Source organism: Rhodovulum imhoffii (assembly GCF_003046545.1).
Taxonomy (GTDB): domain Bacteria; phylum Pseudomonadota; class Alphaproteobacteria; order Rhodobacterales; family Rhodobacteraceae; genus Rhodovulum; species Rhodovulum imhoffii.
In genome coordinates this window covers 1-19702 of sequence record NZ_QAAA01000012.1, presented here as the reverse complement: position 1 = coordinate 19702, position 19702 = coordinate 1, and the positions used below count along the sequence as shown (strand labels likewise).

Annotated in this window: 19 protein-coding genes and 1 tRNA gene; 12 read left to right on the top strand and 8 right to left on the bottom strand. The window is 63.3% G+C overall.

Annotation, left to right across the window (positions count from 1 at the left end; all coding sequences use genetic code 11):
- Positions 1-27: 27 nt before the first annotated feature.
- From C8N32_RS10320 to glmM, 5 genes are all read left to right on the top strand, one after another.
- Positions 28-2574: a putative PEP-binding protein gene (locus C8N32_RS10320; RefSeq protein ID WP_201132383.1), complete on the top strand. Its 2547-nt coding sequence runs from the start codon at positions 28-30 to the stop codon at positions 2572-2574.
- A 183-nt stretch (positions 2575-2757) separates the two neighbouring features.
- Positions 2758-3429 (top strand): cell wall hydrolase, encoded by a 672-nt coding sequence (locus tag C8N32_RS10315; protein WP_242509524.1) that lies wholly within the window; start codon positions 2758-2760, stop codon positions 3427-3429.
- 96 nt (positions 3430-3525) lie between these two features.
- On the top strand, positions 3526-4470 hold the full coding sequence (locus tag C8N32_RS10310; protein WP_107892909.1) for a dihydroneopterin aldolase: 945 nt from the start codon (positions 3526-3528) through the stop codon (positions 4468-4470).
- Positions 4471-4509: 39 nt separating this feature from the next.
- The gene (gene folP / locus C8N32_RS10305; RefSeq protein ID WP_107892908.1) at positions 4510-5523 is read left to right on the top strand and encodes a dihydropteroate synthase; all 1014 of its coding nucleotides are present in this window, start codon (positions 4510-4512) and stop codon (positions 5521-5523) included.
- Positions 5523-6863, top strand: a complete 1341-nt coding sequence (glmM, locus tag C8N32_RS10300) for a phosphoglucosamine mutase (protein WP_107892907.1) — start codon at positions 5523-5525, stop codon at positions 6861-6863. Before folP ends, glmM begins: the two co-directional genes overlap by 1 nt.
- Here the strand turns inward: glmM and C8N32_RS10295 are convergent.
- Positions 6848-7774, bottom strand: coding sequence for a DMT family transporter (locus C8N32_RS10295; RefSeq protein WP_242509525.1), 927 nt, complete (start codon positions 7772-7774; stop codon positions 6848-6850). The two genes, glmM and C8N32_RS10295, sit on opposite strands and share 16 nt — an antisense overlap.
- 69 nt (positions 7775-7843) lie before the next feature.
- Entirely contained in the window at positions 7844-8866 is a 1023-nt protein-coding gene (gene ilvC / locus C8N32_RS10290; RefSeq protein ID WP_107892906.1) for a ketol-acid reductoisomerase, read from the bottom strand.
- 121 nt (positions 8867-8987) lie between these two features.
- Between ilvC and C8N32_RS10285 the strand changes: the two genes are divergently transcribed.
- From C8N32_RS10285 to C8N32_RS10275, 3 genes are all read left to right on the top strand, one after another.
- Positions 8988-9452 carry an Lrp/AsnC family transcriptional regulator gene (locus tag C8N32_RS10285; RefSeq protein WP_107892905.1) on the top strand — a complete coding sequence of 155 codons (465 nt, stop codon included), beginning with the start codon at positions 8988-8990 and terminating at the stop codon, positions 9450-9452.
- Positions 9449-9907 (top strand): Lrp/AsnC family transcriptional regulator, encoded by a 459-nt coding sequence (locus C8N32_RS10280; RefSeq protein ID WP_107892904.1) that lies wholly within the window; start codon positions 9449-9451, stop codon positions 9905-9907. Before C8N32_RS10285 ends, C8N32_RS10280 begins: the two co-directional genes overlap by 4 nt.
- Before the next feature lie 65 nt (positions 9908-9972).
- Positions 9973-11100: an aminotransferase class V-fold PLP-dependent enzyme gene (locus C8N32_RS10275; protein WP_107892903.1), complete on the top strand. Its 1128-nt coding sequence runs from the start codon at positions 9973-9975 to the stop codon at positions 11098-11100.
- Here the strand turns inward: C8N32_RS10275 and C8N32_RS10270 are convergent.
- From C8N32_RS10270 to C8N32_RS10260, 3 genes are all read right to left on the bottom strand, one after another.
- Positions 11097-12302: a UbiH/UbiF family hydroxylase gene (locus C8N32_RS10270; protein ID WP_107892902.1), complete on the bottom strand. Its 1206-nt coding sequence runs from the start codon at positions 12300-12302 to the stop codon at positions 11097-11099. The genes C8N32_RS10275 and C8N32_RS10270 overlap by 4 nt on opposite strands.
- A gap of 60 nt (positions 12303-12362) precedes the next feature.
- Positions 12363-12608: a hypothetical protein gene (locus C8N32_RS10265; RefSeq protein WP_107892901.1), complete on the bottom strand. Its 246-nt coding sequence runs from the start codon at positions 12606-12608 to the stop codon at positions 12363-12365.
- A 73-nt stretch (positions 12609-12681) separates the two neighbouring features.
- Positions 12682-13329, bottom strand: a complete 648-nt coding sequence (locus tag C8N32_RS10260) for a pyrimidine 5'-nucleotidase (protein ID WP_107892900.1) — start codon at positions 13327-13329, stop codon at positions 12682-12684.
- A gap of 99 nt (positions 13330-13428) precedes the next feature.
- On the opposite strand from C8N32_RS10260, the gene C8N32_RS10255 reads away from it, so the two are divergent.
- A complete protein-coding gene (locus C8N32_RS10255; protein ID WP_107892959.1) occupies positions 13429-14085 on the top strand; it encodes a GntR family transcriptional regulator in 657 nt (218 codons plus the stop codon).
- A gap of 5 nt (positions 14086-14090) precedes the next feature.
- Here the strand turns inward: C8N32_RS10255 and C8N32_RS10250 are convergent, their stop codons facing one another.
- Together C8N32_RS10250 and carA are read right to left on the bottom strand one after the other, a co-directional pair.
- Entirely contained in the window at positions 14091-15959 is a 1869-nt protein-coding gene (locus tag C8N32_RS10250) for a glycosyltransferase family 2 protein (RefSeq protein ID WP_107892899.1), read from the bottom strand.
- Positions 15960-16015: 56 nt separating this feature from the next.
- On the bottom strand, positions 16016-17176 hold the full coding sequence (gene carA, locus C8N32_RS10245) for a glutamine-hydrolyzing carbamoyl-phosphate synthase small subunit (RefSeq protein ID WP_107892898.1): 1161 nt from the start codon (positions 17174-17176) through the stop codon (positions 16016-16018).
- Between the two features lie 171 nt (positions 17177-17347).
- Here carA and C8N32_RS10240 point away from each other — a divergent pair, with 171 nt between their 5' ends.
- Complete coding sequence (locus C8N32_RS10240) at positions 17348-17806, top strand: GatB/YqeY domain-containing protein (protein ID WP_107892897.1); 459 nt, start codon at positions 17348-17350, stop codon at positions 17804-17806.
- Between the two features lie 147 nt (positions 17807-17953).
- A complete protein-coding gene (locus C8N32_RS10235) occupies positions 17954-18280 on the top strand; it encodes a hypothetical protein (protein WP_207186913.1) in 327 nt (108 codons plus the stop codon).
- Positions 18281-18549: 269 nt separating this feature from the next.
- On the opposite strand, the gene lipB is transcribed toward C8N32_RS10235, so the two are convergent.
- The gene (gene lipB / locus C8N32_RS10230; RefSeq protein WP_274610728.1) at positions 18550-19251 is read right to left on the bottom strand and encodes a lipoyl(octanoyl) transferase LipB; all 702 of its coding nucleotides are present in this window, start codon (positions 19249-19251) and stop codon (positions 18550-18552) included.
- Between the two features lie 111 nt (positions 19252-19362).
- Between lipB and C8N32_RS10225 the strand changes: the two genes are divergently transcribed.
- A tRNA-Leu gene (locus C8N32_RS10225) sits at positions 19363-19449 on the top strand.
- The last annotated feature ends 253 nt before the right edge of the window (positions 19450-19702 follow it).

Sequence of the window (19702 nt, the reverse complement as noted above, 5' to 3'; positions counted from 1 at the left end):
TCTGCACCAAGTTGGAAAGGCGCCGCAGTGCAGAAATTTTCCGGGTTTGCCGCGTTCACAGAGATCACGCAGGAAGCGGACATCGCCGCCGGGCTCCATGGCGGGCGGGCGAAGTGTTTGCAGCGCCTGATCCGTCTGGATCTTCCGGTTCCGCGCACGGTGGCGCTCTCGTTTGAGGCGGTGCATCGCATCGCACAGGGCCAGATGCCCGACATGGCGGCGTTGCTGGAGGGTTTTGGGGCAGCGCCTTTGGTGTCTGTCCGGCCCAGTTCCGAAGATCCTGACTGGGGCGGGCCGGGGGCGATCCTGAATATCGGCATGAACGATGCCCGCCACGCCGCCTTGTGCGACACCCACGGGGAGGGCGCCGCGACTGCGCTCTACCTGCGGTTCGTCCAGGCTTATGCTGTTCATGTTGCGCGGCTGGATCCGGACATGTTCGAGGATGAAAAGGCAACGCCCGAGACGCTGCGCGCCGCCCTTGCCGCCTATGAGGAGGAAACCGATACGCCGTTCCCGCAAGATCCCGGCCGCCAGTTGGCGGAGGTCCTGCGTTCCCGGGCGCGGGCGTGGGAAGGGACGACCGCGCGGCTTTTGCGGCAGGCCCGCGGGGCTCCGGCCGATGCGGGGCTGGGGCTGGTGGTACAGGCCATGGCGCTGGGCCTGGGGCCGCTTGAGAGTGGTTCGGGCGTGATTCAGTTCATCGATAGCGCAACGGGGCAAAGGCGCATTACCGGGCGCTATCTCAGCCAAAGCCAGGGGCGTGAGGCTTTGGGCAGCGGGCAGGGTGCGCTTTATCTGATGCGGGATGCGCGCGGCCGGTCTTTGGAGGAAAGCTGTCCTGAAATCTATGGGGCGCTTTGCCGTTACGGGGCAATCTGTCGGGAGGGCCTGCGCGAGGAAATGCAGATCGAATTCACGATCGAGGCCAATACCCTGCGCATTCTCGATGCGGTGCGGGTGGTGCGCAGCGCGCGCGGGGCGGTGCGGGTGGCCGTCAGCCTGGTTGAGGATGGGATCATCCCGCGTGAGGAGGCCCTGATGCGGGTCGAACCCCGCGCCGTGAGTGAGCTTTTGCACAGCCAGGTGGACCCGAGGGGCGTGCGCGATGTCGTGGCCACCGGGATCGCGGCCAGTCCGGGGGCGGCTTCGGGGCGGATCGTGTTCGGGTCGGCCGCGGCACAGGCCAGCGCCGCGCGGGGGGAGCCGTGTATCCTCGTGCGGCGGGAGACCAGCCCCGAGGATATCCGGGGGATGCATGCCGCCAGCGCGGTCCTGACCGAACGCGGCGGCATGACCAGCCACGCTGCCGTGATCGCGCGGGGGTTGGGTTTGCCCTGCGTGGTCGGGGTGTCAGATATGCGGCTGAACCTGCGCGACGGGGTGCTTGTGCTGGCCGACGGGCGCAAGCTGCGCGAGGGGGATATCCTGACCGTTGACGGCACCCGCGGGCAGGCCCTGATGGGGGAGGTCCAGATGCTGGAGCCCGCCCTGGACGAGGCGTTCCATGCTTTCATGGGCTGGGCTGAAGACGTTTGCGATATCAGCGTACGCGCCAATGCCGACACGCCGGCCGATGCCCAGACGGCGCGGTTGTTCCGGGCGGATGGCATCGGGCTGTGCCGGACCGAGCACATGTTCTTCGATCACGACCGCCTTACGGTAATGCGCGAGATGATCTTTGCCGACAAGGCCGAAGACCGCGCCGCCGTGCTTGCGCGTTTGCTGCCCATGCAGCGGGAGGATTTCACCCGCCTGTTTGAGATCATGCAGGGGCTGCCGGTCTGTATCCGATTGTTCGATCCCCCTCTGCATGAGTTCCTGCCCCATTCCCGCGAGGGTGTGCGGGAATTGGCCGAAGCGTTGTCGCTGCCCGTTTCGGATGTCAATCACAGGGTGCGGGCGCTGAGCGAATTCAACCCGATGCTGGGGATGCGCGGGGTTCGGTTGGGCATTACCGTGCCGGAGATCTACGACATGCAGGCCCGGGCCATCTTCGAGGCGACCATCGCCGTGAATCGGTCCGGTGCGCCGGTGGTTCCCGAGATCATGATCCCGCTGGTTTCCGCGATGCGGGAGGTCGAGCTTGTCAAGGCCCGCATTGATTCCGTCGCGGCCGGGTTGCGCAGCCGGCGCGGGGCGGATTTCGACTACCGGCTTGGCGTGATGGTGGAAACGCCGCGCGCGGCCTTGCGGGCCGGCGACATCGCCCAGAACGCGGCGTTCCTTAGTTTCGGCACCAACGACCTGACGCAGATGACCTATGGTCTGTCGCGCGACGATGCCGGGCGGTTCATGGGGTCCTACGTCAAGCAGGATGTGTTCCACGAGGATCCGTTTCATTCCCTGGATACCGAGGGCGTTGGAGAATTGCTGCGCATCGGGGCGGAGCGCGGGCGGCAGGCACGAAAAGGAATTACCCTGTCCATCTGTGGTGAGCATGGCGGGAATGCCGAATCCATCGCGTTTTGCCGTAGTGTTGGATTCGACTATGTTTCCTGTTCGCCCTTCCGGGTGCCGGTGGCGCGGCTGGCGGCGGCCCAGCTTGCACTGCGCGACCGGATGCCGGGCTGAGGCTGTTTTTTCAGGTATTTGGCAGGCTGTGCTGGGGGTGTTCCGCTCCGAATGTGGGGAATGGGCCACAAGTGGGCACAGCCGATAGGCGCAAAAATGTCACACGGGTGGACCCTGAACGGGAATTGGGGTATCTGCTGGCTGCCGGGTAGTCTGCGCTCGGTGCAACCGTGAAGGTCAGTCATGTTTTCTCGTCTAGGCAAGGCGGCGGTTTCTGCTGCCCTACTCGGCTTGTGCGCAAGCGGTGCGCCCGCTGACATGACGGCCTCTTCGGCGTCTGATCCGGCTGCGGTGCTCTACTACGATCTGTCAACCTTCCTGCGCGGGGAGCGTGAGGCCCTGGCCTCGGTCAGCCCTGACCATGTCGAGGATCTGGCCCGCGCGGACTCCCCGGAGGCGGCCGCCCCCTCGCAAATCCGCTATGACCGTGCGTGGCTGGCAGGTTTGCCCGAGGCGTCCGGCGGCAAGCAATGGGAGTGTCTGGCCGAGGCGCTTTATTTCGAAGCCCGCGGCGAAAGCGTCAAGGGTCAGTTTGCCGTGGCAGAGGTGATCCTGAACCGCGTCGCCTCCAAATCCTATCCCGATACGGTCTGTGGCGTGGTCAACCAGGGGACCGGCCGGAAATATGCCTGCCAGTTCACCTATACCTGCGACGGCCTGCCCGAGACGATCAACGAACCCCGTGCCTGGCGGCGGGTTGGCAAGATCGCCCGGCTGATGCTGGATGGTGCACCGCGCCATCTGACCGCAGGCGCCACCCATTATCACACCAAGGCCGTCCGTCCGTCATGGGCGCGCAGTTTCCCCCGCACGGCCACGATCGGTGTGCACCATTTCTATCGCCAGACCCGGTAGCATGTCGTGTCCGAAAGGCGCTGTGCCGCGTTGGACCTGTATTTGGAGCCCGGCTGCGGGTATGGTGGCCGCTGAACCGCCCGACCGGAGGCACTTATGAAAACCGAAGTGAGCCTTGCCTTCGCGCATCCCAGCGAACGGTCCAGGGCTATGGAACATCCCGGAGAGGTGCTGGACAGGATATCCCTGCGTGACCACGTGGTCGATGTCGAGATCGGGGCGTTCCAGGCTGAGCGGGGCGCGACACAGCGTGTCCGATTCAACATCGTGGTCGAGGTCCGGCCCGGAACGGCGCCATTGGAAGACGATGTGGACAAGGTGCTTTCCTACGACACCCTGACCGAGGCCATCGCGGCGGAACTGTCGGAAGAACGGCTGAATCTTCTCGAAACGCTTGCCGCGCGAATTGCGGAGCGTATCCTGAATGAGCCGCAGGCCGTACGCGCCTTTGTCCGGATCGAGAAGCTCGATCGCGGTCCCGGTGCGCTGGGTGTGGAGATCGTGCGTGCCCGTGCCGCCGATGCGCCCCGGCTGGTTGTTCCCGCAGTGCAGGTGCAGCAGGTGCCGCGCCCGGTGGTTCTTTACCTGACGAACGAAGCCATCGGCGCGCCGCAGCTTCCGCTTTGGCTGGACCGGCTGGAGGAGGCGCATGTACCGGTCGTGGTTTGTGTCGGGGCGCCCGCGTGCCCGGCGCCGCGATCGCAGGTTGCCCTGGCCCAGCGCCGTATCGATCTTCTGGCCATCGAGCAGAACGCCTGGGTGCTGGCCGGACAGGACCCGCGCTGCGTGGTCACCGGGACTCGCACGGAGATCGACTGGGCCATGAAACATGGCCGGATAACGGTCTGGGCGCCTTCCAAGATCGTGCTGGACGCGGTCGAAGGTCCGGGTGTTGCGATGCGCGATGCGCTGGCGCTGGCGCTGTGGTTTGCCGGACAACTGAATGCCGCGCGCATGGTCGTGATCGGGGGGGAGGTGCCCGGAGCTTGCGACCTGCCGGTTGAGCGTCTCATGGCCGATGAGGCGCTGGAGCGGCTCTGACCCCTTGCAAAGCGCAGGCGGATGTCGAATGAACCGTGTATGAAATACTATCGACCGATTGTTCGCCCGCATGGGCCTCGTCCCGAAGAGGCGCTGACGCTGGCCGGGGGGTGGTGCTGGTTTTCGGAAGTTGAGGAGATCGCACGTGGGGGACCGCGCCGTCTTGTTCCGGCTGCCAGCCTGCCGGAGGATGTGCGCGCAGTCCTGACGGCGCCGCGTGCCCCCGTGGCGGGGGTGTCGATGGCACGCCCGGTGGTCATGGGAATCGTGAATGTCACGCCTGACAGCTTTTCCGACGGCGGGCTGTTCGACTGCCCCGAGGCGGCTGTATCCCATGCCCGGGCCTTGTGCGCGGCGGGGGCGGATATTCTGGATATCGGCGGGGAATCCACCCGCCCCGGTGCGGCGGATGTTCCGGAGGATGAGGAAATCGCCCGTACCGCGCCGGTTATTGCCGACCTTCGTGCACAGGGGGTACGTGTGCCGATTTCTGTCGACACGCGCAAGGCGGCAGTGGGGCGCGCTGCGCTGGCGGCGGGGGCTGATTTTCTTAACGACGTTGCGGCTTTTAGCTACGATGCGGGTATGGCTGCGCTGGCCGCGCATGCCGATGTTCCGGTTTGCCTGATGCATGCGCAGGGCGCCCCGGCGACCATGCAGGAAAGCCCCCGCTATGACGATGTCGTTCTGGATGTTTACGATTTTCTCGCGACCCGCGTGGCCGATGCAGAGGCTGCCGGTATAGATCGGGCGCGTATCGTGGTGGATCCGGGAATCGGGTTTGGAAAGACGCTTGCGCACAATCTGGCACTGTTGCGGGGGCTGAGTCTTTTCCACGCTCTGGGGTGCCCGGTTTTGCTGGGCGCGTCACGCAAGCGGTTTATCGGGGCGCTGGCCGATCTTCCCCAGGCGCGGGAGCGGATGCCCGGATCCGTCGCTGTGGCGCTCGCGGGGGTAGCGCAGGGGGTCCAGATTTTGCGCGTCCATGATGTGGGGGAGACGCGGCAGGCGCTGACCGTGACCCAAGCCATTTGGAAAGACGAGGATTCGTGATGAGTGATAAGCTTTTTGGGACAGATGGCGTAAGGGGCAAGGCCAACAGCTACCCGATGACTCCCGATCTGGTGATGCGTCTTGGCGCGGCTGCCGGGCGCTTCTTTCGCCAGGACGGCAAGGCCGATCATCGGGTGGTGATCGGGAAGGATACACGCCTGTCGGGTTACATGTTCGAGAACGCGCTGACCGCCGGGTTTACCTCTACCGGTATGAACGTGTTTCTTCTGGGGCCGGTACCCACTCCTGCGGTCGGAATGCTGACGCAGTCGTTGCGCGCTGATGTGGGGGTGATGATTTCCGCCAGTCACAATCCCCACCATGACAACGGCATCAAGTTGTTCGGGCCGGATGGTTTTAAGCTGTCCGATGACGCCGAGGCCGAGATCGCGGCGCTGGTACACGGGGGGGTCAGCCTTGCCAAGGCCGAGAATATCGGCCGCGCCAAGCGGATAGACGATGGCCGTTTCCGTTATAATGAGCGCATCAAGTCCAGCTTGTCCGGGACCCGGCTGGGGGGGATGAAGGTGGTCGTCGATTGTGCCAACGGTGCAGCCCACCGTGTCGCCCCGGAGGTTCTGTGGGAATTGGGTGCGGATGTGGTGCCAATTGGCGTGGATCCGGACGGACGCAATATCAACGAGGGGTGCGGGTCGACGCATCCGGTGGCGGCAGCCGAGGCGGTGCGCGCGCATGGGGCCGATGTGGGGATCTGCCTTGATGGCGACGGGGACCGGGTGATCCTGGTCGACGAGAGGGGGACCGTCGGGGACGGAGACCAGATCATGGCGCTGCTGACCCGCCGCTGGGCCGAGGCCGGGCGGTTGAAAGGCGGCGCACTGGTGGCGACGGTGATGTCGAATCTCGGGTTGGAGCGGTTCTTGCAGGGGCAGGGCTTGCGGCTGGAGCGCACGCCGGTTGGTGACCGCCATGTCGTCGAGGCGATGCGCCGGGGCGGCTGGAATCTTGGTGGTGAGCAATCCGGTCATATCGTGATGTCGGATCATGCCACCACTGGGGACGGTCTGTTGGCAGGGCTGCATTTCCTGATGGCGATGGTCGAAACGGGCCAGCCTGCCAGTGTGCTGCTGCGCAGCTTTGATCCGGTTCCGCAGTTGCTGGAGAATGTGCGCTTCGCGCCGGGGCAAACGCCGCTGGACATGGCGCCCGTCCAGCAGGCCATTTCCGGGGCAGAGGCGCGACTGGCCGGGAGAGGGCGGCTTTTGATCCGCAAGTCGGGGACTGAGCCGCTGATCCGTGTCATGGCCGAATGCGAGGACGAGGCCCTGATGAGAGAGACTGTCGGGAGTGTGGTCGCGGCGGTTCAGGCTGCGCTCTGACCGAAAAGCCTTTTCAGGGCCCCCCATTGGCTGAGGGCGACCCCGGCAAGGATCAGCAGCAGGGCGCCCAGCAAGGTGGGGGGGAGCGACTCGCCCAGGAAAACCGCGCCGAACAGCACCGACCAGAGCGGTACCTGGTAGTTTGTCAGGGTCATGAAGGTTGGCCCGGCGCTGCGGATGACCAGTACGCGTAGCAGGTTGGCTCCCGCCGTTGGAATCAGTCCCAGAATCGCGATGGCGGCCAGCGTGGGGCCGTCAGGCAGGGGCGGGGGGCCTTCGGTGAGCCATGCGGCGGGGACCACGATTGCCGCCCCCACGATCAGCAGCACCGCCGACAGCGCGATCGGGTCTGCCGGGGGTAACCGCCGTGTCAGGACCGATCCGCAGGCATAGCAGGCCGCCGCGCCAAGGCAGGCCGCCCGGCCGAGCGGTTCCATCGCGGCGCCACTGCTGGAAAACGCCTGTCCGCCGATCAGGATCACGACCCCGCAAAAGCCGACTGTGAAGCCCAGCATGCGGCGCAGGGTCATTTCCTCCCCCGGCACGAAGAAATGGGCCAGCGGCAGGACCATCAGGGCGATAGCCGCCATCGACACGCCTGCAAAGCCCGATGTCACGTATTGTTGCCCCCAGCTGAGCAGGATGAACGGGATTGCGGTGCTGAGCGCGCCGATGGCGATAAGCGCGGCCCGGCTTCGCTCTGCGCCAGTAAATACAGGCCCGCCGCGCAGGGCCCAGACAAAGCCGCTGAGCAACGCGGCAAAGCCGACACGTCCGGCAGCCAGCCAGAAGGGGGTAATGCCGCGCAGGGCAATCTCGATCACCATGAAGGTCGCACCCCACACAAGGCCCAGGGTCGCAACCATCAGCCAGTCGGCGCGGGTGATGTCGGGTGGGGCAGGATGGGGCATCGGGGGCTCGAAAAAAGGCGCGGCCAAGGCTGGCCGCGCCGGGTGATTCAGGCAAGCGGAAACTTTGGCCTAATTCTTGGATTTGTCGACCATCTTGCCGGCGGTGATCCACGGCATCATGGCGCGAAGCTTTTCCCCAACCTGTTCGATCTGGTGCCCGTCATTGAGGCGGCGCGTTCCTTTGAAGAACGGTTGCCCCACGGCGTTTTCCTGCATGAAATCGCGTACGAACCTGCCGGTCTGGATATCGGTCAGAACGGCTTTCATACGGGCCTTTGTCTCATCATAGGGCAACACGCGCGGGCCGGAAACATATTCCCCGTATTCCGCGGTGTTGGAGATCGAGTAGTTCATGTTGGCAATGCCGCCCTCATAGATCAGGTCCACGATCAGCTTCACTTCATGCAGGCATTCGAAATAGGCCATTTCAGGGGCATAGCCGGCCTCGACCAGCGTTTCGAAGCCCATGCGGATGAGTTCCACAAGGCCGCCGCACAGCACGGCCTGCTCCCCGAACAGGTCGGTTTCACATTCTTCGCGGAAGGAGGTTTCAATGATGCCCGAACGCCCGCCGCCGATGGCCGAGCAGTAGGACAGGCCCAGCTCCAGCGCGCGGCCGGTGGCGTCGTTGTGAACGGCCACAAGGCAGGGCACCCCGCCGCCCTTGGTGTATTCGCCGCGCACGGTGTGGCCCGGACCTTTCGGCGCCATCATGATGACATCGACGCCGGGTTTGGGTTCAATCAGGCCAAAATGCACGTTCAGCCCGTGGGCAAAGGCGATGGCCGCGCCCTCCTTCAGGTTGTCATGGACATATTTCCTGTAGGTTTCGGCCTGCAGTTCATCGGGCATGGTGAACATGATCAGGTCGCACCAGGCGGCAGCTTCGGCAATGCCCATCACGGCCAGACCTTCGGCTCCGGCCTTCTTTGCGCTGGCGGAGCCTTCGCGCAATGCCACGACAACGTTCTTCGCACCCGAATCGCGCAGGTTCAACGCATGGGCGTGGCCTTGGGATCCATAGCCCAGAATCGCTACCTTCATGTCCTTGATCAGGTTGATGTCGCAGTCGCGGTCGTAATACACGCGCATCGGTCGTCCTTTCGGGTTGTTACCGGGGCAGAATAGGGCAAAATCGCAGAGGAGGTTTTCAATATTTGATTTTTTTGCGAGAAGATGAAAAGAATAATTCGTCATAAGGCACTAAATCGAGATGACAATTCATATTGACGATACGGAACGCCGGCTGTTGCGCTATTTGCAGACAGATCCCGCGATGGCTACGGCCGAACTCGCGGAGAAGGCAGGGGTTACGCCCGCCACCTGTTGGCGGCGGCTTGAAAAGCTGCGTGCGCGCGGGATCATCCGGGGGGTGCAGGCGGTAATAGACTGGCGTGCGCTGGGATATTCTGTGGAGGTCAGCCTGCGCTTTACCCTCGACAAGACCGACCCGCGCGCATTCGATGAATTTATCGCGGCCGCGCGTGAGGTTCCCGAGGTATTGGAGATTCAGACCTTTCTTGGCCGGGTGGACCTGCGCCTGACGCTTCTGGCCCGTGATATGGCGCATTATCAGGATCTCTATCGAACCCGTATCCTGACCCTGCCGCATATCGCGGATATCGAGGCCCTGATGCATGTGGCCGACATCCGGCGCCAGGAGGTGCTGCCGCTGTGACCGATCTTGACGCAACCGACCGCAAGATTTTGCGTGCCCTTGCCGAGGATGCAACGCAAAGCGCGGGGGCGCTGGGGCGGCGTTTTGGTCTGTCGCAGCCCGCGGCGTGGCGGCGCATCCGCCGGCTTGAAGAGGCGGGTGTTCTGGCGGGGCGCCGGCTGACTCTGGATCAGGAGGCGCTTGGGTTTGGCGTGTCGGTTTTTCTGGGGGTCAAGCTTGCGACCAAGGGGCAGGTCAGCCTCGATGCGTTTGAGCGTGCGGTTACCGCGATTCCCGAAGTGCAGACGGTGCAGCATGTCCTGGGGATTTACGATTACCGCCTGCGCATCGTGGCCCGCGATCTGCCGGATTTCGAGCGTGTCCTGCGCCGCCGGATCATGACCTTGCCGGGGGTTGGCCATGTCGAGGCCAATGTAATGCTTTCCGAGGAGCGTCGCCCCGGTCCGCTTGGCTAAGCCGTGCCTTGCTCTCCGCGTCGATATCTGGAAACTCTCCCCGACAGTTCGGAGAGGAGACCTATATGCCCGCCCTGCGTGACGATATCGATCCCGAAGGCTTGCTGGAATATTCGGTGGTGTTCACGGATCGCTCGCTCAATCACATGAGTTCCGCCTTCCAGGCCGTGATGTACGACATTTCCGAAACCTTGCGTGAGGTTTATGCAGCGTCTGCCGTGGCCGTGGTTCCGGGCGGTGGCACCTATGCGATGGAAGCCGTCGCACGGCAGTTCGCTTCCGGGCGTCGCGTGCTGGTGGTGCGCAACGGGTTCTTTTCTTACCGCTGGAGCCAGATCCTGGAAACCGGCGGGATCAGCGCCGAGGCCACGGTGATGAAGGCCCGCCGGGCGGGCAATGCGCCCAAGGCGCCTTTTGCCCCCGCCCCGCTTGCAGAGGTCATCGCCCGGATCCACGATGAGCGCCCTGAGATCGTTTTTGCCCCGCATGTGGAAACCTCTGCCGGGGTTATCCTGCCGGAAGATTACATCGCCGCGCTTGCCGCAGCGGCGCACGAAGTGGGCGCGCTGATGGTGCTTGATTGCATTGCCTCCGGCTGTGCGTGGGTGGACATGGGCAAGACCGGGGTGGATGTGCTGATCTCTGCCCCGCAAAAGGGCTGGTCCGCCCCGCCCTCTGCCGGGTTGGTGATGCTGTCGGAGCGCGCGGCGCAAAAGCTCGAGCAGACGGAATCCGACAGTTTCGCCCTGAACCTGAAAACCTGGCGCAACATCATGGCGGCCTATGAGGCCGGAGGGCACGCCTACCATGCCACCCTGCCCACCGATGCCCTGCGTGTTTTCCGCGACACGATGATGGAAATGAAGGCGTTCGGTCTTGAGGCCTTGCGCGATGCCCAGTGGCAACTTGGCCATCGCGTACGCGCGGCGCTGGCGGCACGCGGGGTCGCCCCGGTCGCGGCAGAAGGATTCGGCGCCCCCGGTGTCGTGGTCAGCTACACCGACAACCCGGAAATCCAGTCTGGTCGGGCCTTTGCGGCGCAGGGCGTTCAGATTGCTGCCGGCGTTCCGCTGAAATGCGATGAGCCGGAGGGTTTTTCCACTTTCCGGCTCGGATTGTTCGGATTTGACAAGCTCCGGGACGTGGAGGGCACGGTCACGCGGCTGGAAGCCGCGCTGGACGTTGTGCTTTAGGCCCCCTTGGCCCCCAGCCCGGCGCGCATCAATGTCTTGCGGACCGGGCGCAGGGAATACAATGCGGCAATCGCCGTTGCGCGCATGTTGCGCAGTACGGGTTCCCCCCGCATCGACGCGCGGTTGAGCATGTCGATGCCGGTGACCCGGGCGAGCACCTCGGGGCGGCGGCGACGGGTATAGGTTTCCAGCATGCGTTCGTCGCCCAGCCCGGCGGGATTGGCCTGCGCCAGCTCCAGCAACACACGGATATCGGCCAGGCTCATGTTCAGCCCCTGTGCGCCGATCGGGGGAACGACATGGGCGGTTTCCGCGATTAGTGCTGTGCGCTGTCCGTGGAAGGTTTTCGCGATCTGGCTGATGATCGGCCACACTGTCCGGCGGGAGGCCAGTACCAGCGGTCCGTAGACGCCGCCGGAGCGGGCCGTCATTTCGGCGTTGAATTCGGCCTCTGGGAGGGCGGCCAGGCGCAGGGCCTGCGGGCCGCGTTCCATCCAGACGATGGCGGAGCAGGGCTTGCCGTTACGATCGGGCAGGGGAACCAGGGTGAATGGCCCGCCGGAGCGGTGGATCTCGGTCGAGATATTGTCGTGTGGCTGCGGGTGCGTGACGGCGAAGGCAAGCGCCTTCTGCCCGTAGCGCATCGTGCGTATCCCGATGCCGAGGGTTTCCCGCACCGGGGAGTTGCGCCCGTCTGCGGCCACCAGAAGCCGGGCGGAAACCTGTGTGCCGTCCGTCAGCGTGATGCGCGCTTCGCTTGTCCGGGTCAGGACATCGCGCGTGCCGACGCCGGCGCGGAACGTGACGTTGGGCAATTCTTCCAGCCGGGCCAGCATTTCCCGCCGCAAAAGCCAGTTTGGCAGGTTCCAGCCGAAAGGCTGGTCGGAAATTTCCGAGGCGTTGAAATCCCGCGTCAGGCGCGGGGCGGGGGTTTTCCCGCCCGCGTCGACGATTCGCATGATCTGAAGGTTGCTGGCATGGGGGGCAAGCCGCGCCCAAAGCCCGGCAGCCTCCAACACCTCTCGTGAGGGTTGCAGGAAGGCGGTGGTGCGGAGATCTGCACCTTCTGCCGCCTCTTCGGTTACAGGGGCGGCCGGATCGACGCACAAAATGCTGAACCCGGCGCTGCCAAAAGCCGCAGCGGCGGCGAGGCCCGCCACCCCGCCGCCGGAAATCAGAATATCAGTGGTGATGCGCGTCATCCCGAAGCCTCCTTGCGTTTGAGCTAAGCCATAGGCCGCATGGCGCAAGGCGGCAAGGCATCACCCGCGTGTGATGAGGATAAGGATCAGCATGATGACCGGCACGGCGGCCACGGCGGGCAGGTACAGTGCCGGCACGCCCCAGGTCAGGATGGCCACGGCCCACAGGCAGGCCAGCGCGCCCAGCAGGTACCAGATGTTGTTCTTGTCGCCGAACATCAGGTCGCGCAGAATCCACCCTATAAAGGGGGTGGCAAGTATGGTGCGGAGCCAGAGCGGGCGGGATGCGATAGTATTCGTTTGCATGCGGAACCTCCGTTTTCGGTTGCCTATCCGGGTGCGGCAAAGTGCGTAATGCGTCAAACTGCCGCACTTTAAGCTAGTCCTGAAGGCGTCCCAGGAATGCCTTCAAGTCACGGGTATGAAAGTGAATATGGGGGGCATCCCGCGGCTGTTCCGAAACGTGCACGGTCCGCATCCCCATCGCATGCGGAGCGGCAAGGTTGCGGGCGTCGTCCTCGAACATGGCGGCGGTTTCGGGGCGCAGTCCGTCGGTTTCAAACACGGCTTCGAAGGCTGCGCGTTCGGGCTTGGGGCGATAATTCGCCTGTTCCACGCCATAGACCGCATCAAAGAGCCCGGCCAGTCCGCGTGCCGCGAGAACCCGTTCCGCATATTCGGCGGAGCCGTTCGTATAGACGATTCGCCGCCCCGGAAGCGCCCCGATCCGTACCCGCAGGGCCGGGTCGGGCATCAGGCTGTCCAGTGAGATATCGTGCACTTCGTGCAGGTAAGGGGCGGGATCGACCCCGTGCAGATCCATCAGTCCCGCAAGCGTGGTGCCGTAGCGCGCCCAATAGGTCTGGCGCAGGCGATTCGCCGCCGAGGCATCGATTCCCAGCGCCGTCATGACAAAACGTGTCATCCGTTGTTCGATCTGATCGAACAGACGTGCTTCGGGTGGGTAAAGCGTGTTGTCCAGGTCGAAGACCCAGCCGGTCACGTGGGAAAATGCCGCAGCAGACATGGTATCAAATTAGGCCCGGCGAGCATGTTCTTCAATGGCGCGGGTTGAAAACCGAATCCGGTAAATACTATTGTAGACCATCGTATGCCGGAGCACGTGATGAAACCCGCGAAACTGCCGAACAAGGATGCCTATGACCTCATTCTGGAGGCCATAGATGTTGGCACCTATCGTCCGGGAGACCGGCTGGTCGAAAGCGAACTGGCAGAGCAGTTCGGCGTCTCGCGGACCCCGATCCGGGAGGCCTTGCAACGGCTCGAAACCCAGTCTCTGCTGACGCGCGACGGCCGCAGCCTCATCGTCGCGTCGCTCAGCCACGATCAGATGGCGGAGCTTTACGTCGTGCGCTCCGAGCTTGAGGGGCTGGCCGCGCGCCTTGCGGCGCGCCACGCGACCGAGGAAGAGGTGCGCGTCCTGCGTGCAATGGTCGATGAGGATCGCGCGCTTCTGAACGATCCCCACGCTTTGGCCCGTGCGAACCGCCGCTTTCACAAGCAGGTGCATCTTGCCTCCCACAACCGTTACCTTGTGCAGCAGCTCGATCTGGTGCACCGGACCATGGCCCTGATGGCGACGACCTCTCTGGCCGCCGAGGGGCGAGGCCAGAATGCCCTGGCCGAGCACAATGCCATCGTTTCCGCCATCGAAGCGGGGGATGGGGATGGGGCCTACGCGGCGCTCAAATCCCACATTTCGGTCGCGTTCGAGACGCGCCTGCGGCTTGATGCCGTCTCCTACGCGGACAAGCCCTTGTAATCGGATCAAGGGTCCCGTGTCGTGTCGGACAGGCCGTGGTGGGTCTTGTCCCAGTAGAACGGCCTGAAGATCATCTCGTGCAGTGCCTTGTAAGCGGCCAGGCTCGCCAGTGGAAAATAAAGGTGCAGCGTTGGCAGCCAAGGCCACAACCAGGCCTTTTCGGCACGGCGCAGCCCGATCGCGGCAATGGTGACGTTGAGCACCTCGGACAATGCAAACAGCCCCCCGATCCCGATCAGGGCGCCGGTCGGGAGTATCCGGGAAAGCGGATGCTCCAATCCCAGCGCCAAAAGCCAGAACGACCACAAAAGTGGCGACAGGAAGAACAGCGACAGCGCGCAGAACAGGACAACCTGCACGCCAAGAAACTGCCACACACCCAATTGCCGGATCAGCCGCAAGGGGTGGCGCATCAGTGTGGTCCATGTCATTGCATAGCCTTTCAGCCAGCGCGAGCGTTGCCGCACCCATGGGTAGAGTTTGCAGTTGGCCTCTTCATGGGTTGCGGAGGGAAGCATCGCAGTCCGGTACCCGTGTCGGGCGAGTCGCAGCCCGAGGTCGGCATCCTCGGTCACGTTATAGGCGTCCCAGGCGCCCAGAGCTTCCAGCGCCGGGCGGCGGATGAAAAGCGACGTCCCCCCAAGCGGCAGCGCAAGGCCCAGCCGCGACAGCCCCGGCATCATGACCCGGAACCAGCCCGCATATTCGGCGGTGAAACACCGTGCCAGCCAGTTCTGGCTGTGGTTGTAATAATCCAGCGCCGCCTGCAAACAGACGACATCCGGCGGGCTTGAGCGGAAATGGCGCACGACTTTGCGGATCTGGTCCGTTTCGGGGGCGTCTTCGGCATCGTAGATTCCGATGATGCTGCCCCGGCAGATATCCAGCGCGTAGTTAAGTGCCCGCGGTTTGGTGCGCAGGGGGCCGTCGGGTACGGTAATCACGCGCATCCAGGGCGGAAGGTCGGCACGGGCCAGCATGAAGCGGGTCAGGTCATCGTCCGATTCCGTGACGAAACAGATGTCCAGTTGCTCCGGCGGGTAATCGAGACGTGACAGGCGCCGGATCAGCCGGTCTGCGACATCGGCTTCCTTGTAGAGGGGAATCAGGAGAGACACGACAGGCAGGGGGGAGATCGAGGGGATATCGGGCGGCAGTTCGGGCGGGGGCGGAAAGGGGCGGCAAGAGGCAATCAGGGCCGCCGCCTTCAGGACCATCGACAAGGTTAGCGTGCCCACAGCCCATAACGTAAGAACGGTCAGTGTGCCCAGCGGTGCGCTCAGCAGGACGACGGCAAGGACAAGGCACAGCAGCGCGAGGATTCTGCCGGGTGTGCGACGGTGCCAGCTGCGGCAGCTTTCGGACTCTGGCGTTCGCAGTCGCGCGGCCGCGTCGAGAACCGGTCCGAACTGACGGCCAAGCGCATTCTGAATATCCTCAAGCGGCGCAATGGCCAGCGTCAGCGGCCCGAAGACTTTCTCCAGCCGCGGAAAATGGGGGGGAAGGCGGTCCGGCTCCGGGGCGACCATCACCGTTACACCGCCTTGCCGCCGCCACGGTAAAAGCCCCAGCTGCATACAGGTTACAGCCCCCATCCGGGCGACGAGCCGCGGGTCGGGCGGTTCGGTTGTCAGGTCCACGATGCGGGCCTTGCAGCGCGCGGCTTGCGCCTGGGCCAGCGCGTCAGATGACAAAAACGCCCCCGTGCGCAGGATCTCTGCCAGAGGCCGGCCGGAAAGCATGGCCTTCTCCCGCGCGCGGGAGAGGGCGTCTGCCGCGACCAGTTCCAGAGACAGCAGCGTATCGGCAAGGGAAGGCCAATCCCTGTCAGTGTCAGGGACGGGGATGATTCGCGAGGGGACAGTGCGTAGCATGACAGGGTCTGTGTGTTTGGCCACACAGACCCTGGTCAAGTTTGGTTAATATGGTGTTAACCGGCGCGGGCAGCCATGGCCTCAGAGAATCTCTCGAACAGATAAAAGCTGTCCTGGGGGCCGGGGCTGGCCTCCGGGTGGTACTGGACTGAGAAAACCGGGCGGCCCTCAACCCTCAGCCCGCAGTTGGAGCCATCGAACAGCGATACGTGAGTTTCCCTAACGCCTTCAGGCAGGGTCTGGCTATCCACCGCAAAGCCGTGGTTCATGCTGGTGATTTCAACCTTTCCGGTTTCAAGATCCTTCACGGGGTGGTTCGCGCCGTGGTGGCCGTGGTTCATCTTCACCGTTCTGGCCCCCAATGCCAGAGCCAGCATCTGGTGGCCCAGACAGATGCCGAATACGGGCAGGTCTGTCTCCAGAATGCCGCGGATCATCGGAACCGCGTATTTGCCGGTAGCTTCCGGGTCGCCGGGCCCGTTCGACAGAAAGACCCCGTCAGGGGTGAGTGCCAGCACATCTTCCGCCTTTGCGGTGGCGGGCAGGACGGTGACGTCACACCCCGCGGAGGAGAGGCAACGCAGGATGTTCCGCTTTGCGCCGTAATCTATGGCGACAACCTTGTGGCCGGGGGCCGCGCGCCTTGCATACCCGTCGGGCCATGCCCAGCGCATTTCATCCCAGCGGTAGCTTTGGGCGCAGGTGACGTCCTTCGCCAGATCCAGCCCCACAAGCCCTGGAAAGGCGCGGGCCTTTGCTACCAATGCCTCAATATCGAAATTTCCCTCCGGGTCATGGGCCAGCGCGACGTGGGGGGCGCCTTGCTGACGGATCGTCCGGGTCAGGCGCCGCGTGTCCAGCCCGCCGATTCCAATGCGCCCACGTCTGTTCAGCCAGCTTGCCAGGTGATCCGCCGCGCGCCAGTTGGAAGGTGCGGTCGGGTCCCATTTCACGACCATTCCGGCCGCAACCGGATCTGCGGCTTCGTCATCCTCCGGGGTGACGCCCACATTGCCCACATGGGGGAAGGTGAAGGTCACCACCTGTCCGGCATAGGACGGATCGGTCATGATTTCCTGATAGCCCGTCATCGCGGTGTTGAAGCACAATTCGGCGACGGTTTCACCGGTGGCGCCGAACCCGTGGCCGTAGAACAGGGTTCCGTCGGCAAGGGCCAGGCAGGCGGTTGGGCGGGATTTGGGCGGGGTGGCGGGCATCGGCTCTCCATCGGCTCGGATTTGCGGGACAATATGTCCGTGCGCGGTCAGACTCAAGGGCAGAGGCAAATTGCCTTTCCATTTGAAAACAGGCTCTTGCAATTCTTTCGGGCAGTTGCATGGCGGCACGGGGCAAAGTATGGTGCCCAACCGGCATCAAAGGAGATCCCGATGGACATGAGAGCCCGCATTTCCACCGCTCTGAAAGAAGCGATGAAGAACAGGGAGCCTGAGCGTCTCTCCACGCTGCGCCTGATCAACGCTGCGATCAAGGACAAGGATATTGCCCTGCGTACCGAGGGCAACGAGGACGGTGTGACCGATGGAGATGTCTTGGCAATCCTGGGCCGGATGGTCAAACAGCGCCAGGAAAGTGCGCGTGCCTATGAGGAGGGCGGGCGCCTGGACCTGGCCGAGCGTGAGCGCGCGGAAATCGCCGTACTTCAGGAATACTTGCCGCGGGCGCTGGGCGAGGAGGAAGTCGAGATGGCGATCACGCAGGCGCTGGAGGAAACAGAGGCCCGCACCATCCGCGACATGGGGCGGGTCATGGGGGTGCTGAAGGAAAAATACAACGGGAGGATGGATTTCGCCGCCGTTGGGCCGCAGGTCCGCAAACGCCTGTCGTGATGTGGTGATAATCCCGCCTTTTGTGGTTTTTGCGCAAGATCATTTCCGGCGCGGCGCTTTATACCCTCTACATGGTATTGTGCCGGGCCTATGCTGAGGCCTAGAACCGTCCCGATCCCAATGCAGAGATTCCCGATGCTGAACATGATGAAGAACATAAAACTTGAGGAATGGCCCGCCGTTATCCTGCGCGGAGCGGCCCTTGTCCTGATCGGGGTGCATCTGTTCACCGCCTTTTTTATCTACCAGCACGCGATCTTTTTCATCACCGCACTGGTGCTGGGGTTGCTGGTGGCGCGCGAAATGTACCAGGATCTCGCCCAGCGGTTCTTCCGCCTGAAAGCCGAGGAGTATGAGCACGAGCTTCAGGAAGTCCGCCATGCCGATCAGGACCCCAATCTGATGATTGAGGGCGCGAGGGTCATGAAAGATGTCCCGGACGCCGAAGTGGCGCCGGAGACCAACAAAAGCTGAATCCTTCCCGAAGACTTCGGAAAAAGAAACGCGGGCCGTATGGGGGCGGTCCCGCGTTCTTCTCCCTGGTCGTGCGACCCGATGTGGCCAATCCCCGTCAGGATGGCGCCAGACGGCGCGCTTGCCTCCCTTCCTGCCGGGTTTCCTCCCACAGGTAGCAACATGTTGTCGCACGGGGAGTGTTGCAAAGCTTTCGCTCAAACGCAAAGCTTTTTTGCATGCCGCAGTATGCGGCGAATGTCAGGTTAAAAACTGAACAATATCAATGTTTAACCAAATACCTTCGTGAAGCTGCGCTTCAGTGCGAGGTCTGCGTCCGCCATCGTGACGGGCAGGCCGAGGTCGACGAGGCTGGTTACGCCATGGTCGCGGATGCCGCAGGGAACGATTCCCCCGAAATGCTCGAGATTCGGGTCAACGTTCAGGGACAGGCCATGAAAGCTGACCCAGCGGCGCAACCGGACGCCGATCGCGGCAATCTTGTCTTCGCGCGCTGTACCGTCGGGTAAAGCGGGTTTATCGGTGCGCACCACCCACACCCCCACGCGCCCCTGACGACGCTCACCTTTGATGTTGAATTCGGCGAGCGTGGCGATGACCCATTCTTCCAGTTGCCACACGAAGCGTCGAACATCATGCCCGCGCACGCCGACATTCAGCATCGTGTAGGCGATGCGTTGTCCGGGGCCGTGATAGGTGTATTGCCCCCCACGGCGTGTTTCGAAAACCGGAAACCGATCCGGTTCCGTCAAATCCTCGCGCCGGGCGGATGTTCCGGCGGTGTAAAGCGGTGGATGTTCGAGAAGCCAGATGGTTTCCGGGGCTGCTCCGGCGGCAATGCCCGCAGCACGATCTTCCATCCAGGTTTCGGCCTCTGGGTAAGGGGTCAACCCCTCTGAAACGCGCCATTCCACCATTTTTGCCTCATTTTCCTGTCTTGCCCTTTTCTCTCGGCGGGGGTGCGGGGGCAAGGGTCCGGGCGGTATTATGCACCGAGTTGGCGGAAAGGAAAAAAACCCTGTTCTTCCCCCTTCACAACCGCGTTCTGACTCGCTATGAACCCGGCCACTACCTGATCACGTGCGGTCGTGGCGGAATTGGTAGACGCGCAGCGTTGAGGTCGCTGTGGGGTAACTCCCGTGGAAGTTCGAGTCTTCTCGACCGCACCAACACAGTCCCCTGAGATAAATAAAAATCAAGTAAAACAGAGGCTTATTGACCATTTTGTGTTACATTTGTGCTGCCACTTTGTAACGCAAGGTATGAGGTAACGCTCCACTAAAGCGGTTTGCGTTTGATTTGACTCGGCTTGGGATTCACAGGCCGATTTTCTCCGGTTCACTTCTGTTGGGAGGTGGATCATGGGCAAACCTTACTCTTTGGACCTTCGGGAACGGATTTGCGCTTGCGTCGCTGAGGGCA

Bases quoted from the DNA above. Each gene is read 5' to 3' on its own strand.
- folP (WP_107892908.1), top strand. From the start codon at position 4,510: ATGAAATACTATCGACCGATTGTTCGCCCGCATGGGCCTCGTCCCGAA.
- C8N32_RS10255 (WP_107892959.1), top strand. From the start codon at position 13,429: ATGAAACCCGCGAAACTGCCGAACAAGGATGCCTATGACCTCATTCTG.
- C8N32_RS10235 (WP_207186913.1), top strand. From the start codon at position 17,954: ATGAAGAACATAAAACTTGAGGAATGGCCCGCCGTTATCCTGCGCGGA.
- C8N32_RS10275 (WP_107892903.1), top strand. From the start codon at position 9,973: ATGCCCGCCCTGCGTGACGATATCGATCCCGAAGGCTTGCTGGAATAT.
- C8N32_RS10240 (WP_107892897.1), top strand. From the start codon at position 17,348: ATGGACATGAGAGCCCGCATTTCCACCGCTCTGAAAGAAGCGATGAAG.
- carA (WP_107892898.1), bottom strand. From the start codon at position 17,176: ATGCCCGCCACCCCGCCCAAATCCCGCCCAACCGCCTGCCTGGCCCTT.
- C8N32_RS10260 (WP_107892900.1), bottom strand. From the start codon at position 13,329: ATGTCTGCTGCGGCATTTTCCCACGTGACCGGCTGGGTCTTCGACCTG.
- ilvC (WP_107892906.1), bottom strand. From the start codon at position 8,866: ATGCGCGTGTATTACGACCGCGACTGCGACATCAACCTGATCAAGGAC.
- C8N32_RS10250 (WP_107892899.1), bottom strand. From the start codon at position 15,959: ATGCTACGCACTGTCCCCTCGCGAATCATCCCCGTCCCTGACACTGAC.
- C8N32_RS10270 (WP_107892902.1), bottom strand. From the start codon at position 12,302: ATGACGCGCATCACCACTGATATTCTGATTTCCGGCGGCGGGGTGGCG.
- C8N32_RS10285 (WP_107892905.1), top strand. From the start codon at position 8,988: ATGACAATTCATATTGACGATACGGAACGCCGGCTGTTGCGCTATTTG.
- C8N32_RS10315 (WP_242509524.1), top strand. From the start codon at position 2,758: ATGTTTTCTCGTCTAGGCAAGGCGGCGGTTTCTGCTGCCCTACTCGGC.
- C8N32_RS10310 (WP_107892909.1), top strand. From the start codon at position 3,526: ATGAAAACCGAAGTGAGCCTTGCCTTCGCGCATCCCAGCGAACGGTCC.
- C8N32_RS10295 (WP_242509525.1), bottom strand. From the start codon at position 7,774: ATGCCCCATCCTGCCCCACCCGACATCACCCGCGCCGACTGGCTGATG.
- glmM (WP_107892907.1), top strand. From the start codon at position 5,523: ATGAGTGATAAGCTTTTTGGGACAGATGGCGTAAGGGGCAAGGCCAAC.
- C8N32_RS10265 (WP_107892901.1), bottom strand. From the start codon at position 12,608: ATGCAAACGAATACTATCGCATCCCGCCCGCTCTGGCTCCGCACCATA.